Source organism: Salegentibacter tibetensis (assembly GCF_020164485.1).
Classification (GTDB): domain Bacteria; phylum Bacteroidota; class Bacteroidia; order Flavobacteriales; family Flavobacteriaceae; genus Salegentibacter; species Salegentibacter tibetensis.
Genome location: NZ_JAIQZA010000018.1, coordinates 46166 through 68646 on the forward strand (window position 1 = coordinate 46166; position 22481 = coordinate 68646).

The following is a 22481-nucleotide window of genomic DNA, read 5'->3' on the forward strand; positions in this document are numbered from 1 at the left end:
GAAACTTTGAGATTGTTTTAGACTTCAGCCCCGAAATTGCTTCGGGACTCTAATATGACACTAATAATTATTGTGCTAGATCTCCGAATAAATCCCGCCTGAACAGACGGGCAGGTTCAGGATGAGGTTTTTCAAAAACTACCTAGTACATCTTTCTATCTATTCCAACTCCTCTAAAACCTGCAGATAATCTGATGTATTTTAATAACTAATTGCAACAAGCATTGGTTAATCTAAAGTTACAGCCTCGTATTTACAACATTATTATAAACAGATCCAAAACTGTAACTAAGACCCACGGATAAAGAGATACCATAAGTTGTAGCCAATTGTCTTTGCTGCAGTAATACATCTTCCAGAGAAGCATCTCCTTTAGGCAGGGATAATTGATCTTGCACATAATCATAGCTGGAAGTGAAATCTACCGAAAATCCTTTAAAAACCCTCAATGAAACCCGGCCATCGACAGAAATTCTATATTTGCTTAAATCGTGCAAAAAGTGAGAGCCTTCAATACCTGCTCTTACAGATCCCCACGGTTCCAGTACTCGAACTCCAATTTTGAGAGACTGATTATATAAAGATTCTTCTGTTTTATCAAAAACGGTTTCTTCAAAATACTTACGATCCACGTAGCCCAAACTATAGGCAATAGTATATTCCTTTCGCAGAGCCAGTTTATAGGGGAGTAAACTATACTCTATAGCCGGAGCTACCCTATATCCAAATTTAATATTTTCAAAAGTATTAATATTGATATTTGCAAATGCTCCAAGAGACCAGTGATCACTAATGCTTCTCACCACTCTACCCTGGAATCCATCCCTGTTTATAACACTCCTAATCTGTTCCTCATTTCTAATATAATCCCGTTGATTATAATTAAAATATGGACGGAGCCTAATACGCCAGGTTTCTGTCACATAATCGGCAAAAAGACCGTATCTAATATCGAGAGAACTTTGACTGGTTTCTTCTTCAAATGATAATCCTCCGTAAACTTCAAATATCCAGTTATTCCAGGGATCTTCTACCTCTTCCTCCTGCTCAGGGCGATTTGAAACCTCTATATTAATATAGTTAGCAAGGGAGGTTTGAGCTACGTAAGGGATCAATCCGAGCTCTATCATAGTAGTAAGCCCACTTCTTTCTTCCTGCCGTGTGTTTAATTGAGTAGAAGTATAAGAAAGTGTATTATCGGTTCCTTCAAATTCTTTTTTACCTATAAAAGATAATGTAAATAGTCTTCCACCGCTGCCGGTGGTGTTACTTGTTATAAAAAGATGTATTTGGGCCAATTTTGGATCACGTGCAAAATTGATATAATTTATTTCCTGACGTATAAATGAATTATCGCACCTGTCGCAATCCAAAAAAACAGAAACCACTTCCATTTCTTGTTCTGGCACCGCAGGGATACTATCATTTTTGGTTTTCTCCTGCCCATAAACAGGAGGAAAAACGTACAAAAAAAGAAAAGCGATATTTATCAGGAAGAACCGGGGAAAATTAATCCCCAATCCGTTCATCCTATTCTTACTAAACATTGTGATTTTTTTGGGAAACAAAAATAACTTTTAAAATTGAAAGCGATATCAGAATTCTCTGCAGAAATTTAAAAATGTGGATTATCGATTAACGTTTTAAGATGCCTAAGATTTTTTAATTCCTCAAAAAACAAAATAAAAATAACTTGAATCTGTGAGAGCCCCTGAAAATCTCACAAATTCACCGCTCATATAGAAAGCACCATAAACAGGACCCTGCTTAATGCCGGATTCTGCCTATTTAAACTCTATGTTAATGAAAACGGGTAAATGATCCGAAGGATACCTGAGATCTTTTGAATCACTTAAAATCGCATATTTTTTAACCTCAATATCGCCTTTACTGGTAAAAATATAGTCAATTCGGCGGGTAACCGACTCTTTAAAATTATAGCCGTTGAAAGTACCTTCGGGGCCAAAATCGAGTTTGGCTATAGTTTTAGAATCATTCATTTTCTTAGCTAAAAATTGAATTGCACTGGTTTCCGGTTCAAGGTTAAGATCGCCCATTAATATTACCGGTAGGTTTTCATTATTTAATTCTGAAATTTTTTCCCAAATAAGTTTTGCACTGTTTTCTCTTGCTTTTACTCCTACGTGGTCAAAATGCGTATTAAAAACCCAGAATGTTTTTCCTGAATTTTTCTCTTTGAATTTTGCATAAGTGCAAACCCTTTCCATCGCGGCGTCCCATCCTACGGAAATTTTTTCAGGCGTTTCTGAAAGCCAGAAAGTATTTTCTTCCAGAACTTCAAATTCTTCAGAATTATAGAAAATCGCACTAAACTCCCCTGCTTCTTTCCCATCGTCCCGCCCTACTCCAACATACTTATAATTATCCACTTCGGCTTTGAAATGCTTTAACTGGCTCAACAAAGCTTCCTGAACTCCAAAAATTTCAGGTTCATAGAATTTTATCTGATTGGTTATATGGTCTTTTCTTTTAGACCAGGAATTAGCACCATCAGTCTCGTTAGCGAATTTGATGTTGTAGCTCATCACTTTTACCTCCTGGCTATAAAGGATGGATCCTGAAAAGATGAAAAAGGAGAGAATAAATAAAATTTGAGTTCGCATAATTCTGATTTTTTATAAAGTTCGGAATAAATAATAAACTAACTAGACTAATTAATATTTTGATAATATTATATGATAATTGAAGTTTTTTATTTTACTTTGTATTTCAAAGTACTTTATAATGGAGAACGAAAAGTATATTAAAGACCTCAGCGACATCAAACAAATGATGAATCGGTCCTCGCGTTTTATCTCCTTAAGTGGACTCGCCGGTGTTTTTGCTGGTTTTTATGCTATTATAGGAGCTGTAATCGCAAAAGATTTATTATCGGAGCAGGATTCAGATGTAGATATGCTAATTGCAGACTCGATGAACAGGGAATTAATTATGCAGTTATTGTTTGTGGCCATCGCCGTTCTTGTTCTGGCGATTGGAACAGCAGTATTCCTCACAACCCGAAAAGCAAAAAATAGCGAAGAGAAAATTTGGGATAGTACCAGTAAACGATTGCTTATTAACTTCTTTGCGCCTCTAACCGCGGGCGGAATTTTCTGTCTTGTTTTATTACAATATGGCCTCGTTGGACTTATAGCGCCCTGTATGCTTATTTTTTACGGGCTGGCCCTTATTCACGCCAGTAAGTATACCTTTAGCGATCTTAGAAGTCTGGGATATTCAAACTTGATCCTGGGCCTCATCGCTACCCAGTTTTTAAGCTATGGATTATATTTCTGGGCGGTCGGTTTTGGCCTTTTTCATATTGTTTACGGTATCTGGATGTACAATAAGTATGACAGAAAAAATGCTTAATGAAGAATATAATAAGTAATATAAATAAAGCCTTTGATCACAGGGTACGCCTGGGAATTATGAGTGTACTGATGGTAAATGATTTTGCCGACTTCAACAGTCTTAAAGAACTACTGGGGGTTACAGATGGCAATATTGCTAGCCATATCAAGGCTTTAGAAAAGGAAGGTTATGTAACAGTTGAAAAATCTTTTATAGACCGAAAACCCAATACGCGTTACAGTGCAACCAGTTCGGGCCGGAAAGATTTTAAAAAGCATATAGACGCGATTGAAAACTTGCTAAATCAAAAGAATCAAAAACTATAATTCTATTTTTTTATCATTTCACTTTGAATTTCAAAGTACTTAAAACCACTATTAATCAATTAAATCAATCATTATGAAAACTAAAAGATTTTTAATTATCGTACTTACCGTAGGTGCACTTTTATTAATTCCCTTTATCGCCATGCAGTTTAGCACAGAAGTGGTATGGACTGCTTCAGACTTTATAATTATGGGAATCCTACTCCTGGTTACCGGACTGGGAATTGATTTCGTTTTGAGGAAGGTTTCAAGCTTCAAAAACCGACTTATTATCAGCGGAATCATTCTTGCAGTATTTTTTGTGATCTGGGCAGAACTGGCTGTTGGCATCTTCAGAACTCCTTTCGCCGGGAGCTAGATATCCTGCTACAGAAAATTAAATTTAAACTGAATGGATTACTTTGTAGACAAAAAATCGATCGTGCGTGAGATCTGGGGAAAAGGAGATACCATTCTTTTTATTTTCGCCGGTGCCTCAGCAGAATTTGCGCTCAATAAGGCCGTAGACTGGCTTTATTATACTGGTCGCCTACCCAAGGATCCCCTGGGAAGACTTTTTTCAACAGTTAGTTATGCCCGGGAGATTGTTTTTTCTGAAAAGCAGTCTGCACTAAAAGCAATAGATCATATAAGTTCCATACACACTTCAGTGGAAAATAAACGCGGAAAAAGTATTCCAGACTGGGCTTACCGGGATGTACTTTTTATGCTTATAGGTTATTCCATTATGTCCTTCGAAATCCTGGAACGTAAACTGAATCCTTCTGAAAAGGAGGAAGTCTTTAATGTCTTCTGGCGGGTTGGCAAAAGAATGAATTTAAAAAACCTGCCCCAAAATTTTAAGGAATTCGAAAAGATGAGGCAAGAGCATCTGGAGCAAAACCTCCAGTACGGGGAATATACAAGGGACCTTTACAAGCAATACCGCAAACATCTGGGACCATTGCGTTACCACCTTTTACTGGAAACACAAAAACTGATAACCCCACGCAAGGTTCGTGATTATTTAAACCTGCGAAGATTTTCCTTATTAAGCCCTATTATCCCTGCCTATAAAATTAGCAGAAGTATTAAAATAGACGGATTTCTAAAATCGCTGATTTTACCATCTGAATACAAAGCAGAAATCAGATCACTGGACAGAACCAGCCCCTGAATTTTGCGGAATTGGCTCTGATTGCTTACCATCTACATAATCCTGTAAATAGCTGAATTTTGGGGTTAATCTTCCATTCCGGGTCATCCTGGCGCGATCTAACACGCCGTCTTTATCATTATTAAAAAAGGCCCGAATCACATGCTCCATAAACATTTCACCAAAACCTTCGCTCGCATCTTTTGGCAATTCACAAGGCAAATTATCTACGGCCATTATTAAAATACTGTCTTTTTCCCGAAAATCTACTTCAGATTCAGTTTCAGGATTATAGCCATAAAAAGGCTCGGCGATGGTTGAAGGACGGATGGTGCTGGCAATTGGACCGTTAATATCACAGGAAATATCGGCGATATATTTTATACGGAAATCTTTTGATTTAACATCTTCAGCGGTAAAAAATACCGGTGCACCATCACCATAAAAATGTCCTGAAATAAATAGATCACTGTTTTCGGCAAAACGCTTGAAATTGGAATCGTATTTTCCGGGTTCTTTAAAAAATTCCACCTGACTTCCCTTTGAGCCGTCTTTTCTCTTGTTATATTCTAAAACATCTATATTACAATAAACCGGTCCTTTATCTTCAGTTTTAAGATAATCTGTAACATTCAGTTTTTTAATTCCCATATGATCTAAAACCTCCTTTGCACCTTTTGCAACTTTACCGCTGCCCGTCAAGACTATTTTTATAGAAGGAAGTTCAATTTTATCAAGTTCTGCCAACATGGCATCAAGATCTGGCAGGCTTTCTACTTTAGGCAAATTAAATAAATCTTCTTTTAATCCTATTCCCCGAAACCCGTTATAAGCACCTACCAGCCCGGCGTAACGGCCAAATCCTATAAGCCTGGCTCCATTTTCTTTTACAATAACTTCGTGATCGTATAACTCAATATTATTATTAAGAATCTCCCTTAGTAAATCTCGGTTATACGGCTGTTTTTTAATAGTATGGGAAAAGAAAAAATATTTTTTATTCGGAATCAATGCAGGCAAAGGCACTTCTTTAACGCCCAACATCACCTCACAATCTGAAATATCTTCTGTAACCTCAAAACCGGCATCCAGATATTCCTGATCTGTAAAGATTCGAATATCAGAACTTTGTACTTTAAAATCTGCTTTGGGGAACTTTTCTACGAGTTCCTTGAGTTTACTGGGAGAAAAAACCACGCGTCTATCTGGTGGTGTCTTTTCTTCTTTAATCAATGCAAATTTTATCATGTCTGGTATGGGTTTTGTTCCTTTGATAGTGTCTTTCAAAGATATGAATTTAAAATTGTATCTTTGCAGGCTCAGATCAGTTAAGAATAACTGAAATGACTGGATTTCCGCCTTTACTGAAATGAATTCAGCACAGGCTGTGGGAATGACAATGTTCTTTATTTATGGGGTCGACTTGGTTTTGACAGCGAGTCTAATTGAGTTGTAAGCACGTCGAGCGCTGGGATATAGCTCGTAAATCTCATATTTCACACTTTTTTAAACGGCGAAGATAACTACGCCTTGGCTGCATAATCCGAATCACAGTAGGATTTGCTTAGTCCCTACAAGGTAGGGAGCCAAGATGTCTCGCGGGAGCCTTGATTTACGGCGCCCGCACCTGAGGCACCGATAAAGTAACTCTAGGAACTGCAGGGCCTTGATGTAGTTCTAAAATCTAAGTGAGGATACGTGTAAAGTTGGTGGTTTTCGGCCGGCTTTGCATCGACAACCAAACGAAGACTAAGCGTGTAGAAGGCAATTTAATTGCTTGTTTGGACGAGGGTTCGAACCCCTCCGACTCCACTTTTTGCCAATCAAATGGCATCAAAAACCCCGAAATCCCAGGATTTACGGGGTTTTTTGATTTTAGAGATTTCAAATAAATCGAGACCAATTCGGTGACCTATTTCTATCCAATCCTTGGAATATTTAGGATGAACTTATGATTACTTTCCCCTGTGCTCTTCCGGTAGCTAAGTATTCATAGGCGTCGATCCCATCTTCAAAAGAATAAATGAGATCTGCTATTGGCTTGATATCTCCATCTTCAACCATTGTTTTGATATCATTCAACTGCTCTGCGTTAGGCTTTGGTGAAACTCCATTTTCTTTAAGAATTTTCAATTGCGGCCATAAACTCTTCGAGTTCCCATCTGATGCTATAGTTAAACCTGTTTCCAAATGAGTAAGGGCGGCAGCTTTTACTAATTTTTGGTGTATTGTACTTAGGGAATCAGAATTATCAACAGAAATTTTAATAAATCCAGGTTTAATAGAAGTTTTATCAATGCCATTCTCGTATTCATTAATCCACATTTCAGCAAGATCTTCTGCTGTCATTTCATGAGCAAATTGAGGAATAAATTCATTATTTCGAGCCCCATAAAGACCGGTATTTGTAATAATTCTAACTGCTGTTTTTTAGCAATTTTTTCAAGGAGGTTTATGTACGATGTATAATTTTAAATACTAACTGTTTCTTCATTCAATGGAGTAAACACCTGACCGTGTATTTTGAAGAGGCATAGTTTATTTCAAATAATGAATAAAGAATATAAAAAAGGACTACCAAGCTTCTGAATTATCAGTTTTGATATAATCCTAGCCTTTTCCCTGCTGTACTTAAATTTTTCATCTACATATCTGACGAAACTTCATCGAATTGATCTGGGTTTACTGTAATTTTCGCGGCTCCATCCTTCACCTGGTGATGGCATAAATACTTCCCGCTTCGGCTTCGTGGTAAGAAATTTGAATAGCTGTAACCCGTTTAAGGAGTTTTTTCCGGTGACCACACCTGCTTCTATATCTGTAAATTGAATTACGGCCTTTGCACTGTTGAAAGTTTCTACCATCCAGTTGTTAGCGAAAACATAAAGGAGGAGATTTAACCATAGATTAAGATTATCAGGCTGCATGCGATGCAGCAGTCTGTCTGCTGGAGTCCATGCAAGCTGGAAAAGAATGAAGTTCAGTTCCGGAACAGAATTACGTAAGGCAATTTAAATCCTATAAGAGGTCAACGGTTCAGATTTAATTAAAGTGTCGGTGACGATGTACTCATTGTTTTTGTTCCAATACCACTTTCGCACTTTCGGCATTCTAATGCCTTCTACAATTTCCTCCTCTTCCAGCAAAATATATTCCCCGCTCGTCGGCTCTCCGTGATTAAAGCGATATGCTTTCATTGCATTAGATTCTGAATCAAAATAGAAAAACCAGTTATCAGAGCCTACAGATGGATCAAAGTTTACTTCTAATGTCTTGTATTTATTTCCTTCTATTTCCTCGACCTTGCCAGCTTCCCTAACTTTGACACCCTCATCGGTTAGTTTCATCGGTAGCCCATAGAGGTACGGATAAAAACTGTGAACCCACTTCAGCGATTCAGAAGTAAGTTCGTACTTCTTACGATCTTCTTCACTTATTTCCTGCTTGCCGTCTAACAGGTAAAACTCTTTGCCATCTGCATAGCCTTTCACTATTTCTTTACCATCCTGACGACTGATGTGGGCAAAATATCCTGTGGAGTTGTCAAGCTCTATTTCAAAGTTTTTCTCCTGGCCGGTTTTATCAACACTGCTTAAATATAAGCGTGTTTTAAGCGTTGTCCAGTTTCCCTCCGGATCATGGTAAGCCAACGCTTTTTTCAGAAGCTCAGAATCAGAATCGGTTTTAGACTGGCAGGCGCCCAACAGCAATAAAGCCATCATCCAACATAAACAAAAAATGGACAGGTTATTCTTCCATGCCCCGGCACCAGATAAATTTGAATGAATGAATTGCATAGTCAATGTATTTAATTCTCCTGAAGATTTCATTTTTTATAAAGCTACAAGTCTCCAGGCGATTATCAAACATAAAAAATGGGAAGTCCCCCTCCCATTTTATTTTATTTCCTTTAATCCCAGGCATAGAATCCCGGACTTTTGATTAGAAAATCTCTTTCATAATCCGGGTAAAAAAGACAGTAATACAGCTCTAGTTCCTTCCGGCCATAACGCCGCCATCGATGTCCCATACAGCCCCGGTTACCCAGGAACTATTATCGAGTAGTAAGAACTGAATGGTTTTAGCTATATCGTTTGGCCTTCCAACTCTTCCTATTGGGTGAAAATCATTAAAGCCCTGTAAAGTTTCTTCAATTTTATCTTCTTCAATAAAAGAACTGTAAATAGGAGTAACAACTACAGCCGGAGAAACAGCATTAACCCTAATTTTATATTCTGCAAGCTCCATGGCTAGATGTTGTGTAAAAGAATGCAATCCCGCTTTTGCCATTGAATATGCAGAGGAAGGAGTGGCTTTAATTGCCTGTTTTGCCCACATTGATCCAATATTTACTATGGAACCTCCCCCGTTCTCTTTCATTATTTTTGATGCAGCCTGCGTTATAAAAAAGAAAGCTTTGTTGAAGTCATGGTAAATATCATAATCTTCTTCTGTATGTTCTAAAAATGGCTTAGGACTAAAATAACCCGCAGCGTTGAGGAGGTATTTTAAATTAGGAGCAGTATCTTTTAAAGAGCCCGAAAAATCCTGAACAGAAGCTAAATTCGAAAGGTCTAAAGCGATGGTTTTTACTTCTCCTAAAGATGATAGCTCTTCTTTGGTTTTATCCAGGTTTTTATTGGGTCTGCCAATAATAATAACTTCTATCCCATCCTTTAGTAATAATTCTGCGGTAGCTTTTCCCATTCCGGTAGTACCACCTATAATCAATGCTTGATTTGCCATTTTTTTATGTTTTTTAATTTAGATGTAAGTTCCGAAAATTGGAATGAGTTATGTGGTAAAACAGCGGAAAGTAATGGTAATTTAAAGAATTGAATTTTGAAATTCCTTAGGAGTAAAGCCTGTGGCTTTTTTGAAATACTTTGTAAAATAGGTTGGCTGGTCAAAACCTATCGAATAAGCTATCTCTTTAATTGAAATTCTTTGATTTGCCAACATCCTTTTTGCTTCTAATATTTTTCTTTTTTTAATAACATTTCCCGGGGTATCTAAAAGAAATTTTTTAGAAATTGAAGTCAATTTTTTACTGTTGGTATTTAGTTCAGAGGCAAACTCTTCTATACCCAGAAAGGAATCGATCTTCTTTTTGATCAGATGGTTGAAGGAAATTGCCAATAAGTAATCTTTTTCAGCTTCAAAGCTTAACATCCCCTGTCTTTTTTTTTGTCTTTCAATCTCAAATAAAATTATCAAAAGATAATAGAGAACCTGGTCATGGTAGGAATGATCTCTTTTGGTAAGTTCTTCTTCTATATTAATAATAAGCAAAGCGAGTTTTTTTACTTCAGAATCAGAAAGCGTAATATGATTTTTCCCTAATTCATTGAAAATAGAAATAGAAAATTTCTCCATAAGCTCCGGATGTAACCGCTCAATAAAAAAATCATTAAAATGGACCAGGTAACCGCTGTTTGAAGATTCGGGACAGAAATAATGGATTTGATCTATATTTAGAAAAAAGAATGTATTGGCTGAATGTTCTATTACCTCATAGTCTACATAATGCTTCCCCGGATTTTTAAACCAAATGAGCTGATAAAAACTATGCCTGTGAGGCTTGGTAGCTTTTCCTTTATTTCTATTGAGATAGCCTTCAGTTTCATTTATTTCAAAATGAAGTTCTGATGGATTATTCCTGTGAAGGTCGTAGCGCCTAATCTCTTCCAAAATCGTATTTCGTTATTCTTTTAGATTTAATGGCCGGAAATTGTCATAGAATATACAGTATATTACGCGCAAATATCAAAGGACTCATTTTTCACCATCTTTAATCTCTATAATAGATTGTCGCTTCCGGTTTACCATCAACTTAGTTACATCAAATCGGGAATAGCGCCCTGCACCACTAACTCCCCAGCTTCCAAACCTATTGAATTGCGGATGTAATGCGCATGAATTTCTTTGTGAATTTTCAAATTAAATTCTGCTCCATTTGCCAAAGCCAGCCAAAATGGATAACCGGGCAACAAACCTTCACCAAAAACAATAAGATTACATCCTATATTACCCGCCTGATTTACATGGTCTTTTATTTTTTCTATAGTTTGTTTTTTACACAACCATACAGGTAAGATTTGAGCTAATGAGACTTTAAGGGCGGCACTTTTCATCTATAGCATATTGAATTAAGATAAAATGAAGGTTATTAAGGCTCTAAGAATTGTTCCAAACCATTATGGTACAGCCATTAGGACTGGTAGCATTATGTTCAGTACCCGCAGAATAATAAAGATAAGAACCAGGTCCAAATTCCTTTCCTTTCTCCACATCCGGATCTACATAAATTCCTTCCAGAACAAAAACCTCATCGGGAACATCGTGAGCGTGTTTAGGATACGATTTTCCAGCAGCAATACGTAACAGCACTCTTTTTTCTCCCGGCTCGGCTCTTAAAATTTTTTTCTCCACACCCTCTGTAACTTTTTCCCAGTTAAGACTTGAACTTTCCTTAAAATCTATATAAGACATACCGCATTTTTATGTTGTTTTCAAAGATAAAAAAATCTTTTTTATCTATTTCCTTTAGAAAATCAAAGACCATCTTCTTTTATCGAAGTTGCACCTGGGAAACTTATCTTGTAACATCAATTCACTGTTTCCTTTACTGTTTTCACCCCTCTCTTTCATTTTCATTTCCATCTATTTATAATTTTATCCCAATTTTGGAATTAGGCACAGGCTTATAATCATATTCCTCCCGGAATAAATCCGGGACAAGTTGTGTGTTGCCAATTTTTGGGTCCAGCAGCATGCTGGTTTCATTTTATATATACACTTAGTCGCAGCCATGTTTTACACATGTTATTATTGTCCGTAGTTTTATTCTATCCATAAATTTTCTACTGAATAGGTTTTTGTCTTATTTTGTCAAGCTTTCGCAGCTAAAAAACCTAGGGCTTTCGAAGCACTTTCTCGTCGGCCGAGTAGGAAGTTTAATAGAAGTACCAAACTCTCTAAAATCCTTATCTGTTCTATGTTTTTTTTAGCCGCTGTTGGGGCATTCTGCTATTCTTTTTGTTTTTCCCGCCAACATTGGGTGTTGTCACCAAAGATTTCAGGCTTATTGGTGAAAACACCAGAAAGGCATAAAAATATGTAAGCTTTCTTGGCCTATCTGATTTCTCAATAAAGATTCAGGGTAGCATTTATTCAATCAATGAGTCCTTTACAAGAGACTCAGCGGGGACATACCGCTACTCTGGCGTATTAATATTTTTTGCAGATTATTTGAAGTTTTTTGTATTTTGGAACTATACTAAAGATGGGCTTGTTTAATTCAACCAAATTTAAACGATGAATTATAATCAGTTAGCAGAACAATTTCGTAGAATGACCTTGGGTTTCAAGGATAGCCTGATAGCTTTCCTTCCAAAACTGATCCTTGCCCTAATGGTATTGGCCATCGGTTATTTGGTGGCGCGTCTCACTGAATGGGCGGTCAAGCGGTTGTTGAATTACTTAAACAGCCTTATCAATGACAGGTTCAGAGACAAAATTCAACACATCAACTTCGGCCCCTCAGCCACTTTTATCAGCAAGACTTTCTTCTGGATTATTTTTGTTTTCTTTCTTATTCTAGGTACGGAAGTACTCGGTTTATCGATTATTACCACCTGGCTTGGAAGCATCCTGACCTATTCACCAAGGATTTTAGCCGCCATTTTAATTGTTTTTGTGGGAATTATTGGGGGCAGGATGGTGGGAAAATTGATTACCTCCGCGACGGCCCAGGTAGCCATTTCTTATGGTAATATCCTCGGAAAAATAGTGCAGTACACTATTCTCATCACTTCCATCATTATTGCTGTTGATCAGATCGGCATCGATATTGCTTTCCTCACACAATTGATAAACATCCTATTAGCGGCTCTTATGTTCGGTGCGGCACTGGCATTTGGCTTGGGCGCTAAAACATCGGTCAGCAACATTCTCGCTTCATATTACATACATAAACTGTACAAAGAGGGAGATTACGTGAAGATAAGCGATATAGAAGGCAGGATTATTAAGATCGGTACTACGGCAGTTCTTTTGGAATCTAAAACCGGTCAAGTGACTATCCCTTCAAAGGAGTTTAACGCAGTAAAGTCTGTCTTGATCAAAAAAGAATAGTAATGGATACGGATGAAAGAATATTGGAGGCTTTTATTCATAAACACGGCCGGGCAGCAACGCAAATTCTCGAGAAGCTTGAGCCCGAAGAGGTGGCGAGCCTGTTACGGGAAATCCCCGTTGAACTGGCAGCCAAAATACTAGAGCCGATGTATGCCTACAAAGCATCCCGTATTTTGGAAAGCCTTGACCACCCCTGCGCTATCAAAATACTGGAAGAAGTAGACTTGAAAACGGCTGAATTGATACTGAGACAGATGGAGGGGTCGGTTCGCAATTCATTATTGAAAGATCTGACACCCAAAGTATCGGGTCCACTGCGTCTGAAGCTGAAGAACCCGGAAAACACGGTAGGTGCTTTGATGGATCCAATCTTATTTACCTTACGAAAATCCGTCAAGGTAAGCAAGGCTCTAACCTTCTTAAAGGAGCACCAGCGGCTCGTCTCTCCTTATGTATTTGTGGTCAATCAGGACAAATCACTGCATGGCGTTGTAAACCTGCAAGACCTGCTTTTGGCCGATAAGGATGCCCCTCTCACTTCTTTGGCAAATACCAATGTGCCAAAGCTCTACGATGATGTTCATTTTGAAACGGTCATAAACTATGATAGCTGGCTTTACTATTATGCCTTGCCGGTAACAGATCGCTTCGGTGTTCTCGTCGGTTCATTAAGGCTGGAAGCCGTTCGCCGGGGAAGTGTAGAAAGCGAGGAAGTGCTTGGCAAACAAGCGATCAAGGCGGGTGCCGCACTGGGGGAGCTTTATCGCATCGGATTGACGGGGTTTTTACGGAGTCCCGGAGAATAAAAAACCCGATGTCCTGATTTTATCTAATTATGTTAAAACATCAATCATGTCACAAAACCCAACCTCGGCCAAACAAAAATTGATAAGTGGCTTTTTCAGGCAATTTCCCGAAGATGCCGCGTCGGTGCTCAATGGCTTTTCTACTGAGGAGATAATTGATTATCTCAAAAGACAGGATCAGAACGATTCCAAACAGGTCTTTGCCCGCCTGAATCCCGATATTGCCACAGAGGTGGTTGACATGATGAATGATGAATTGTTCATCCAAATTTTCTCCACCATAGATGCTTATTTGGGAGCGAGATTGCTTTCCCGTCTGGATAAGCAAACGGCTGAAACCAAAACGGCTTTGTTATCCCCCACGCTGGCACGCGAAATAAAGGAGCTGATGAGCTATCCGCTGGATTCTGCGGGTCATTTGATGAACCCTATGGCAACCACTTTCCATCCAGGAAATACGGTAGAGGAGGTGTTGAAGCGCCTGCGAGTACTGGGAGACCGCAGAATTGACAATATCTATGTAGTCGACCATGAAGGCACTTTTTTGGGCATAGCAACACTTCAAAGAATAGCCATCTCGGAGCCCAAGGTGAAATTACAGGATATCCTACAAGCTCCTTTGGGCGTGATACAAGCCTTAGCACCCGTAGAAGATGTGGTGGAACTGCTGGAAGAAAAGAGGATCATTCATTTGCCGGTTATTGACATCAATAACAAGCTACTGGGCGTAATTCGAAACGGCGACCTGGTGGCTGCCTCCAAAGAAGAGGCAACGGAAGACCTGCAAGCTATGTTTGGTGCGGGTAGGGAAGAACGAGCCCTGTCAAAAGTTTCCTTTGCAGTAAGGAACAGGCTACCCTGGCTGCATATCAATCTTGTTACCGCATTTATGGCTTCCCTCGTGGTGGGCTTTTTTGAAGATACTATAGCCAGAATCACGGTGCTCGCGGTTTTCTTACCAGTTGTGGCGGGGCAGTCGGGCAATACGGGTTCACAAGCCCTGGCCGTTACCATGCGCGGTTTGGCGCTTAGAGAAATCAGGATAGCGCAGTGGTTCAAAGTGGCGAGAAAAGAGATTATGGTAGGATTGATTAATGGGCTTGCCGTGGCCTTAACCACTTCTGTCATCGTTTATTTCTGGGCTTCTTCTTTCGGCCTGTCCGTAGTCATTGGCATCTCAATGGTGGTATCTATGGTCATTGCAGGATTTTCGGGAGCGGTCATCCCGATACTTTTGAAGTCGATGGGACAGGATCCCGCCACCTCCTCTTCGATCGTACTGACCACGGTGACAGACATCTTCGGATTTTTAAGCTTTCTGGGTTTGGCCACGGTGCTGGCAGATGTGCTGAACATTGTATGATAATATTTCAAGAATGATTCATACAACTGAAATTTTAACGCAGTGGATTTTAAACTCCTAATTGTTAAAGCGAGGCCAATTCGGTGACCTATTTTAAAATTGAAAAACGGGTCTCGATTAGCACTTATTACAGGTAAAATGAGATTGAAGAAAGAGCTTGTCGCAACTAATGCTGAACCACTCTGAAATCAGTTAATAATATGTTGTTGCACCTATTAGGAAGAATCCGGGAATTCCTATTCTAAACTACCATTGTACTCTTCAACTTTAAGCAAAGGTAGTTTAACAATAAATTCTTTACCGGTCTCCTCTACCTCAATGGCTTCAGTGGTAAAATATTCATACCTTTCAATTATATCCTTCAATCCCGTTTCTGATATCTTTTCACGCCGATTCTCTTGCAGATCATTACGCACTATAAGTTTTTCACTGCGAATACTAATATTGATATAAAGTGGCTTTTCTTTGCCAACTTCATTACTTAATACGGCATTCTCGATAAGCACCTGTAAACATCCCGGAGGTATCTGAAAAGACAGGTATTCCGGAGGTATTTTCATGGTAAATTGTATTTTCTCCCCAAACCGGGTTTTTAGCAAGTAAATATAAGCTTCTACCAATTCCATTTCTTTTGCCAATGGTCCCAATTCTTGTTGACGGTCCAGGAAAGATCGGTAGACATAGGATAAACGGTTTACAAATTTGACAGCTTCTTCCGAATCTTTTTCAATAAGCGAATCAAGAGCTTCAAGATTGCTAAACAGGAAATTAGGATTCACCTGGTTTTTCAGGTTCTCTAGTTGACTTTTGAACTCTTCCCTCTGCAGCTGTGCATATCGAAGATGTTCTGCCTGTATTTGTTTCCGTATCCTCTCTCTCTCAACAAAATAATAAAAGAAAAGGCCCAGGACAGCATGTACTACTAAACTCCGCCGCAAAGCATCTATGTCAAATGAGGCATTCAGTTCCTCAGATCTTGCGTTGAGATACAAGAGCAGTACCCACATAGGAAAAATTTTCATGATGACCGTCAAAACCAGAGTAGAAAACACCACAGTAACCCCTTCAATAATACTCACCTGCAGTGACCGGAGACGATTCAAAGCTGGAGAATGTATAAAACCAGAAATTTTAGGATAAATCGAGAATAGAGATAAAAAATAAAGAAATGTAAAGATGAATTCAATTCCGGAGGTGAAACGGAGCTCTCTGAATATATTCCCATATTTTACAAAAAGAAATATTAATTGAATTGCGACAGTTATTAACCCGGCCACAATTATTCTTTGCAACCAAACCCGATACCGCGGTTTTATTCTCTCAACTAATTTTAGTCTCATTTTCTGTTCAATGTTCAATAATCATTGTTATCACAGGTCAAGCCATTCCTTGAACGACGATGCCTTACTACTACTTATAATCTGGTCTCCTGCCAGAGATGGATTTAGAGCAAGATGAAGGCGTCCTTTGAAATAGGGGCTCACTTCCTTAACAGATTTAATGTTTGCAATGAGCTGCCGGTTGGTCCTAAAAAATGTTTCAGGATCAAGCATATCTTCCAGCTGATCGAGGGTATAACCTACTACAAAACGATTAGCCTCGAAAGTAACCAACAACACTACTCCGTCTTCTGCCAAAAAATAAGCTACTTGTTCAGTGGAAATGGTTTTTATTGATTGCCCAGATTTAACCATGAACCGGGATTTTTTCTCTGTCTGAGATCTTCCTTTAGCAGCATCCTGCAAAAGACGCTGTAAGTTTTCCAGGGGAAGATCTGTTTGTTTAAGTTCTTCATACTTTTGTATTGCTTTTGCAAGTTCATCTTTCCCGATAGGCTTTAGCAAATAATCCACGCTATTTACTTTAAAAGCTTCAATAGCATATTCATTGTATGCAGTGGTGAAAATTACCGGACATTTGACCTCTGTTTGCCTGAAAATCTCAAAACTGTTCCCATCTGAAAGGTGAATATCGCAAAACACCAGATCTGGGTGTTGATTCATTTTGAACCATTCCACAGCTTCTTCAATCGATTCTAACTTCTCCAACACTTCGGTTTTCGGCCGCAATTCAAGGATCATTGACTCCAGGACATCGGCTGCAAAGGCTTCGTCTTCAATAATTACTATTCTCATAAACTTCTACTTTTAGCAATGGAAGTTTGGCAATAAACTCTTTTTCTGATGTATTGAATTTCACTTCCTTATTGGTTAAAAATTTATATCGCCTGGTAATATTTTTGAGTCCCATCCTGGTAGATTCCATTTTCTCCAGACGGGGCTGGAGATTATTTTTCACAACCAATTCATCTTTTTCCGAACAGATCTGAATAATCAAAGGCTTTTTTCGGGTAGAGCCGTTATGCTTTATAGCGTTTTCGACCAACATTTGCAGAGAACCGGGGGGCAATAATAAATGTGTATGATCTTTGGAGACATTTATCTCAAACCGAACATTGTCACCAAATCGCGTACTCAGCAGGTAGATATAGGCCTCTGTTAATTCCATTTCCTTTTGGAGTGGCACCAACTGTTCATGGCTGTGGTCAAGGAAGGATCGGTATACTTTTGAAAGCCTGTATACGAATTCCCTGGCCTGGCTTTGGTTTTTCCGGATCAGGGAACTCAATACATTTAGGCTATTAAAGAGAAAATGAGGGTTCACCTGGTTTTTAAGACTTTGTATCTGGGCCTGATAATTCTCCTTTTGGAGTTGGGTTGATCGCAATATTTTTTCCTGAAGTCTTCTTTTACTCCTTTCCCGTTCGACTAGAAAATAGAAAAACAGGGAAAGGATAATCGTCATAACAATGGCGGTTCGTAACCGTTCGGGTAGAATGGTCTCGGAAGAAAATATATAAATGATTGGAAGAAGTATTATAATAAAGGTCAATAGGAGAGTCGCCAGAGTGACTATTAATAACTCAATAATTATTTTGTTACGGTGACTAATTCCTTTCATAATATCAGATTCCATTAAACCTGAAATCCAATGGTGTATCCATAAAAGAAACAGGATGAATACGAATGTAAAACCCATTTCGATCAGATTGTGATAAGAGGGAAACATAATATAGCCCTGGTTCATAAAAACCCTGACTAGGTAAAAAAGGACAGTTGTTAAAGCTGCGATGCCAATATCCTTTAATATCAAAGAAGATCTGAAACGTTTCCGGGTGGAGTCAATATTTTTAGCTGAATGTTCTATCCTTTTTATTTTATTCAAAAGGTAAATGTAAAAAATTAAACGGTTTCTTCGTTTTCTCATATCCGCATATGGTTTAGAGTTCTATCTCATATGCAAGATCTCTCAATTTTAAAAAACTCCTTTCCATTTCATATTGAATATATCCCGTTTCATTCAGGTAAAATCCCGGTTCACAGAAATGCGGTTCTCCTGAGGGTTAATTCCTGTCATATTTGCTTCATAAATCAATTATTAACCAATTAAAATAAACGTGATGAAGTTGTATCGAAAATTAGCAATCGCCTTTTTTATATGTTTTATAACACAGATCAGTATTGCTCAGGAGGGTTTGCTCAGCGGGAGCCTTATGGACCAGGAAGAAGAATCCATACCTTTTGCGACTGTGGCAGTAATGAAATTACCCGATTCTACACTGGTAACGGGATCAACTACAGAGATGGACGGGACCTTTACTGTGAAATCCCCTAAAAATGGAAAGTATGTACTAAGGTTCAGCGCTATAGGTTTTAAATCTAAATTTAGCCCATTATTTGAAATAGCAAGTTCAGATTTCAGCAAGGATTTTGGGTTGGTAACCATGCGGGAAGAAATGGCCATGCTTAACGAGGTTATGATCCATAGCTGGAGGCCCCGTGTAAAAGTGGAAAATGGTAAAATGGTTATGAAAGTAGAAGGAACCGCTGTTGCTGCAGGGAGAACGGCTTTTGAAATGCTTTCCAGGGCACCCGGAGTTTCAGTTGGACAGGATGGGAACTTTATGATCAACGGAAATCGGGGAGTAAATGTTATGATCGACGGGCGTATGACTTATCTTTCAGCTAAGGAACTCCAGACTTTACTCGAGAGCATGCCTGCAGAAAACATAGAAGAAATAGAAGTAATCAATAATCCTTCAGCCAAATATGATGCGGAAGGTAGCGCCGGGATTTTAAACATAAACCTTAAGGAAAATGTTGGCACCGGACTTGCCGGTAGTATCTATGGGGGTTATAAAGTAAATAACCAGGACCTGTTCAATGGGGGTATCAATCTTAGTCATAATAATGGCAAATGGAATTCCTATGCAAACCTCGATCTTTCGGAACGGGGAAGATACAGGCCGCAAAAAGTGTCGAGAACATTTCCGGGAAATGCCAATTTCAACACCTATGAACAATCAGGACTTGACATAAAGGAGGAGTTTACGCCATCGCTTCGCATCGGAACGGATTACGACTTGAACGAAAATCATAGCATCGGGATTATGGCCAATCTTATCTATAAAGATGTGGATGGAGACTGGAACACCAACAGCACGCTTACTCATCCTGTAAATGGAACTTATGTAAATGTGGAAGCTTTAAACAACAGGGATGAAAGTTTTCAAAATGGACAATTTAACCTGCATTACACCGGAAAACTGGATACTTTAGGAACTGAAATTTCAGCCGATGTAGATTATGTTCGGCTTGAGAACGAAGAAAATTTTAGCTTCACAAACACCTATACTTATCCAGCCGATAATTCTGAGCGGTTAGAATTACTGGACAATACCAGTATATCGGACTACAGTATTTATGCTGCAAAAATAGATTTCACAACACCTCTGTCAGCCAATTCAAATCTTGAATTAGGAGTAAAAGCCAGTAAGGTAATATCTGACAGTGATCTAAAGTATTTCGTAACGGAGAATAACGATCGCCGCCTGGATCCCACCAATAGTGACAGATTTAAATATGAAGAAGAAATCTATGCCGCATATGTGAGCTATAGTAACAGGTTTAATGACACCTGGAATTTGCAGGCAGGCCTAAGGGCTGAACAGACCTATGGGGCGGGTAGATCCTTTACGATGAACGAAAGTAACGAGAGGGATTACCTTGAGTTCTTCCCGAACTTTATGCTTGAACAGAGAGTAAGTGAAAATTACCAGGTGAATTATGCATATAGCAGAAGGATTTCAAGACCGAATTATAGCAAATTCAATCCTTTTATATTTTACCTGGATCCATATACTTATGTTGAGGGAAATCCCGATCTACGAGCCCAGATAACTGATTCTTTTAAGCTAACCCAGACTTTCTTTAACAAGTTCAACCTCTTGCTGGCCTATGACAGTACTAATGATTACTTTATTGAAGTGCCTTCCCCTGATTCGCAGACCGGTAATACAGCCTTTACGACACGTAACCTGGACAATTTTACTAATTACAGTGCTACCATTGTAGCTCCTGTGGAATTAGCTTCTTTCTGGAAGGTGAATAACACTGCGGTCTTAAATCAGCAGAATTATGATCTTACCATAGATGGACAATCTGTGGAAAACGATAATCTGTTTTATATGTTCCAGTCTAACCACCAAATTAATCTTCCCTGGGATATAAATTTTGAAGTAAACGGCACTTACAGAGGGCCTATGGCTTACGGAGTATATAATATTGACAGCCAATGGTGGATCGATACCGGTCTTAAAAAGTCATTTTTCAATGATAAACTGGATGTAACTTTGAATGCGACAGATATCTTTAGAGGAATGGAAATGGATGTCAATGCTAATTTTCTTGACAACACGATCCAGATCAATCAATACTTTGACAATCGTGCTGTAAGCCTCAATCTCAGATATACTTTCAGCCAATCCAATTCAAACAAAAAGGTTCGCCAAAAAAGCTTGGAAGAACTTAACAGAGCAGGAGGTAATTAGCCTTTCGATACCCTGCATCACTGGAGAGCCCGGGCATCTGCCCGGGCTTCATTGTTAAAAGTGGAATTGTACGTTCTGGGAATTTATTTACATTCTTAATCAGTTATTTAGTCAGCTATTGGTTGAAGTGATTATGATATGTAAATATGTCCTTGTAAAACTCTTTCATTTTCATTTCAATTATATTTAGCTAAATGCACCACCACGTCCCGTATTTATATTATTTATCTTTTTTATCTAATGGGTATTTCTCATTTCTATCGAGAAAGCTTTTGATGGATTGACACTGATTAATAATCTAAGTTCATCATCTGTAAAACCTTGCGATTTAAGTTCCGGAAAGAGTTTCTTGAAAATATTTGTAAATGGTTTGATAGCTTGATCTTCTTTTTGTGGATCATACCAACCGGAATCGTGAGAAATTAAAATTCTATTTAAAATTCCATTTCTTTTTGCAAATAATATTTTTTCTATATGTTTTTCTAATTCCCAACCTATTCCATCAAGACTTATCCAGCATCCCATTTCCGCAGCTTTAAGATAATTGTCATTATTATCTTCTGCCTGGGCGTGCACCCAAATAAAAGACTCTGGTGAAACTCCATTTTCTTTAAGAATTTTCAATTGCGGCCATAAACCCTTTGAGTTTCCAGTGTGTGAGGCTATAGTTAAACCTGTCTTCAAATGAGTAAGGGCGGCAGCTTTCACCAATTTTTGATGCATTGTACTTAGGGTATCAGAATTATCAACGGAAATTTTAATAAATCCAGGTTTAATAGAAGTTTTATCAATGCCATTCTCGTATTCATTAATCCACATTTCAGCAAGATCTTCTGCTGTCATTTCATGAGCATATTGAGGAATAAACTCATTATTGCGAGCCCCATAAAGACCGGTATTTGTAATAATTCTAACTCCTGTTTTTTTAGTGATTTTTTCAAGAAGTATTACATCCCTCCCCAGGTAATTAGGTGTTGCATCAACGAAATAATTCACATTAAAGTCTTTAAGTTCCTCGAAATAAGGTATTACTTCTTTGATTATCGAATCATGATTCCAGGTATCTGGTTGTATGCTATCTGCTCCTATAAAATCGACTAATATATGTTCGTGTGATAACCATATTTTATCTGAGGTCAATTTATGCTCACCTTTTACATCTTGTATTACTGGCCGTTTTTCCAATGAAGAGCATCCACAACCTATTAGTAATAAAAAAATAATACTATTTATTTTTAAAATATTTTCCAAGGTTTTATGAATTACTTTGTTAAAACAAAATTTACATCAGGTTTGCTTACTAAAATTAATAAAATTCTGCTACTACATTTGGGTCCTTCTTTTATCAGTTATGAATTATTATAAATCACCGCTAAGGTTTTTGTATCACACTTGACAGGGTTTTCGAAGCTAGGTCCTGTCCCACTTCACCGAACGCATTAAGAGCAAATCTAAAATTTACACT

At 38.3% G+C, this 22481-nt stretch carries 20 protein-coding genes, 1 other RNA gene and 1 pseudogene; 9 read left to right on the forward strand and 13 right to left on the reverse strand.

Going from position 1 to position 22481, the window contains the following annotated elements:
* Nucleotides 1-239: 239 nt before the first annotated feature.
* Entirely contained in the window at nucleotides 240-1547 is a 1308-nt protein-coding gene (locus tag LB467_RS10760; protein ID WP_224474042.1) for a hypothetical protein, read from the reverse strand.
* 237 nt (nucleotides 1548-1784) lie between these two features.
* Entirely contained in the window at nucleotides 1785-2624 is an 840-nt protein-coding gene (locus tag LB467_RS10765; protein ID WP_224474043.1) for an endonuclease/exonuclease/phosphatase family protein, read from the reverse strand.
* A 121-nt stretch (nucleotides 2625-2745) separates the two neighbouring features.
* Here LB467_RS10765 and LB467_RS10770 point away from each other — a divergent pair, with 121 nt between their 5' ends.
* The 4 genes from LB467_RS10770 to LB467_RS10785 all read left to right on the forward strand — a co-directional run bounded on the left by LB467_RS10770 (nucleotide 2746) and on the right by LB467_RS10785 (nucleotide 4839).
* Complete coding sequence (locus LB467_RS10770; RefSeq protein WP_224474044.1) at nucleotides 2746-3375, forward strand: hypothetical protein; 630 nt, start codon at nucleotides 2746-2748, stop codon at nucleotides 3373-3375.
* Nucleotides 3375-3683: a winged helix-turn-helix domain-containing protein gene (locus LB467_RS10775; protein WP_224474045.1), complete on the forward strand. Its 309-nt coding sequence runs from the start codon at nucleotides 3375-3377 to the stop codon at nucleotides 3681-3683. Before LB467_RS10770 ends, LB467_RS10775 begins: the two co-directional genes overlap by 1 nt.
* Before the next feature lie 73 nt (nucleotides 3684-3756).
* Complete coding sequence (locus LB467_RS10780) at nucleotides 3757-4041, forward strand: hypothetical protein (RefSeq protein ID WP_224474046.1); 285 nt, start codon at nucleotides 3757-3759, stop codon at nucleotides 4039-4041.
* Nucleotides 4042-4074: 33 nt separating this feature from the next.
* Complete coding sequence (locus tag LB467_RS10785) at nucleotides 4075-4839, forward strand: oxygenase MpaB family protein (RefSeq protein ID WP_224474047.1); 765 nt, start codon at nucleotides 4075-4077, stop codon at nucleotides 4837-4839.
* On the opposite strand, the gene LB467_RS10790 is transcribed toward LB467_RS10785, so the two are convergent.
* Entirely contained in the window at nucleotides 4816-6066 is a 1251-nt protein-coding gene (locus tag LB467_RS10790) for an NAD(P)-dependent oxidoreductase (RefSeq protein ID WP_224474077.1), read from the reverse strand. The two genes, LB467_RS10785 and LB467_RS10790, sit on opposite strands and share 24 nt — an antisense overlap.
* Before the next feature lie 166 nt (nucleotides 6067-6232).
* Between LB467_RS10790 and ssrA the strand changes: the two genes are divergently transcribed.
* Nucleotides 6233-6633, forward strand: a transfer-messenger RNA (tmRNA) gene (ssrA, locus tag LB467_RS10795).
* 123 nt (nucleotides 6634-6756) lie between these two features.
* On the opposite strand, the pseudogene LB467_RS19190 reads toward ssrA, so the two are convergent.
* The 6 genes and pseudogenes from LB467_RS19190 to LB467_RS10825 all read right to left on the reverse strand — a co-directional run.
* Nucleotides 6757-7248 (reverse strand): annotated as a pseudogene (locus LB467_RS19190) (phosphotriesterase family protein); the annotation flags it as partial.
* Between the two features lie 581 nt (nucleotides 7249-7829).
* Nucleotides 7830-8648 (reverse strand): DUF6503 family protein, encoded by an 819-nt coding sequence (locus tag LB467_RS10805; RefSeq protein WP_224474048.1) that lies wholly within the window; start codon nucleotides 8646-8648, stop codon nucleotides 7830-7832.
* A gap of 160 nt (nucleotides 8649-8808) precedes the next feature.
* Nucleotides 8809-9564: an SDR family NAD(P)-dependent oxidoreductase gene (locus LB467_RS10810; RefSeq protein WP_224474049.1), complete on the reverse strand. Its 756-nt coding sequence runs from the start codon at nucleotides 9562-9564 to the stop codon at nucleotides 8809-8811.
* Between the two features lie 81 nt (nucleotides 9565-9645).
* Nucleotides 9646-10509: a helix-turn-helix domain-containing protein gene (locus tag LB467_RS10815; protein ID WP_224474050.1), complete on the reverse strand. Its 864-nt coding sequence runs from the start codon at nucleotides 10507-10509 to the stop codon at nucleotides 9646-9648.
* A gap of 146 nt (nucleotides 10510-10655) precedes the next feature.
* Complete coding sequence (locus LB467_RS10820; RefSeq protein WP_224474051.1) at nucleotides 10656-10952, reverse strand: nitrilase-related carbon-nitrogen hydrolase; 297 nt, start codon at nucleotides 10950-10952, stop codon at nucleotides 10656-10658.
* 43 nt (nucleotides 10953-10995) lie between these two features.
* The gene (locus tag LB467_RS10825) at nucleotides 10996-11310 is read right to left on the reverse strand and encodes a cupin domain-containing protein (RefSeq protein ID WP_224474052.1); all 315 of its coding nucleotides are present in this window, start codon (nucleotides 11308-11310) and stop codon (nucleotides 10996-10998) included.
* Between the two features lie 825 nt (nucleotides 11311-12135).
* Here LB467_RS10825 and LB467_RS10830 point away from each other — a divergent pair.
* From LB467_RS10830 to mgtE, 3 genes are read left to right on the forward strand one after another with little or no spacing between them, the layout of a single operon-like run.
* Entirely contained in the window at nucleotides 12136-12954 is an 819-nt protein-coding gene (locus LB467_RS10830) for a mechanosensitive ion channel family protein (RefSeq protein ID WP_224474053.1), read from the forward strand.
* Between the two features lie 2 nt (nucleotides 12955-12956).
* Nucleotides 12957-13763: a magnesium transporter MgtE N-terminal domain-containing protein gene (locus LB467_RS10835; protein ID WP_224474054.1), complete on the forward strand. Its 807-nt coding sequence runs from the start codon at nucleotides 12957-12959 to the stop codon at nucleotides 13761-13763.
* Between the two features lie 46 nt (nucleotides 13764-13809).
* Nucleotides 13810-15126, forward strand: coding sequence for a magnesium transporter (mgtE, locus tag LB467_RS10840; protein ID WP_224474055.1), 1317 nt, complete (start codon nucleotides 13810-13812; stop codon nucleotides 15124-15126).
* Between the two features lie 236 nt (nucleotides 15127-15362).
* Here mgtE and LB467_RS10845 read toward each other — a convergent pair whose 3' ends face one another.
* The 3 genes from LB467_RS10845 to LB467_RS10855 form a co-directional block, all read right to left on the reverse strand.
* The gene (locus tag LB467_RS10845; protein WP_224474056.1) at nucleotides 15363-16133 is read right to left on the reverse strand and encodes a sensor histidine kinase; all 771 of its coding nucleotides are present in this window, start codon (nucleotides 16131-16133) and stop codon (nucleotides 15363-15365) included.
* A gap of 363 nt (nucleotides 16134-16496) precedes the next feature.
* The gene (locus tag LB467_RS10850; protein WP_224474057.1) at nucleotides 16497-17261 is read right to left on the reverse strand and encodes a LytR/AlgR family response regulator transcription factor; all 765 of its coding nucleotides are present in this window, start codon (nucleotides 17259-17261) and stop codon (nucleotides 16497-16499) included.
* On the reverse strand, nucleotides 17242-17931 hold the full coding sequence (locus LB467_RS10855) for a sensor histidine kinase (RefSeq protein WP_224474058.1): 690 nt from the start codon (nucleotides 17929-17931) through the stop codon (nucleotides 17242-17244). The genes LB467_RS10850 and LB467_RS10855 overlap by 20 nt, the downstream gene beginning before the upstream one ends.
* A gap of 655 nt (nucleotides 17932-18586) precedes the next feature.
* Here LB467_RS10855 and LB467_RS10860 point away from each other — a divergent pair.
* Nucleotides 18587-21016 carry a TonB-dependent receptor domain-containing protein gene (locus LB467_RS10860; RefSeq protein WP_224474059.1) on the forward strand — a complete coding sequence of 810 codons (2430 nt, stop codon included), beginning with the start codon at nucleotides 18587-18589 and terminating at the stop codon, nucleotides 21014-21016.
* Between the two features lie 237 nt (nucleotides 21017-21253).
* Here the strand turns inward: LB467_RS10860 and LB467_RS10865 are convergent, their stop codons facing one another.
* Complete coding sequence (locus tag LB467_RS10865) at nucleotides 21254-22267, reverse strand: phosphotriesterase family protein (RefSeq protein ID WP_224474060.1); 1014 nt, start codon at nucleotides 22265-22267, stop codon at nucleotides 21254-21256.
* Between the last annotated feature and the right edge of the window lie 214 nt (nucleotides 22268-22481).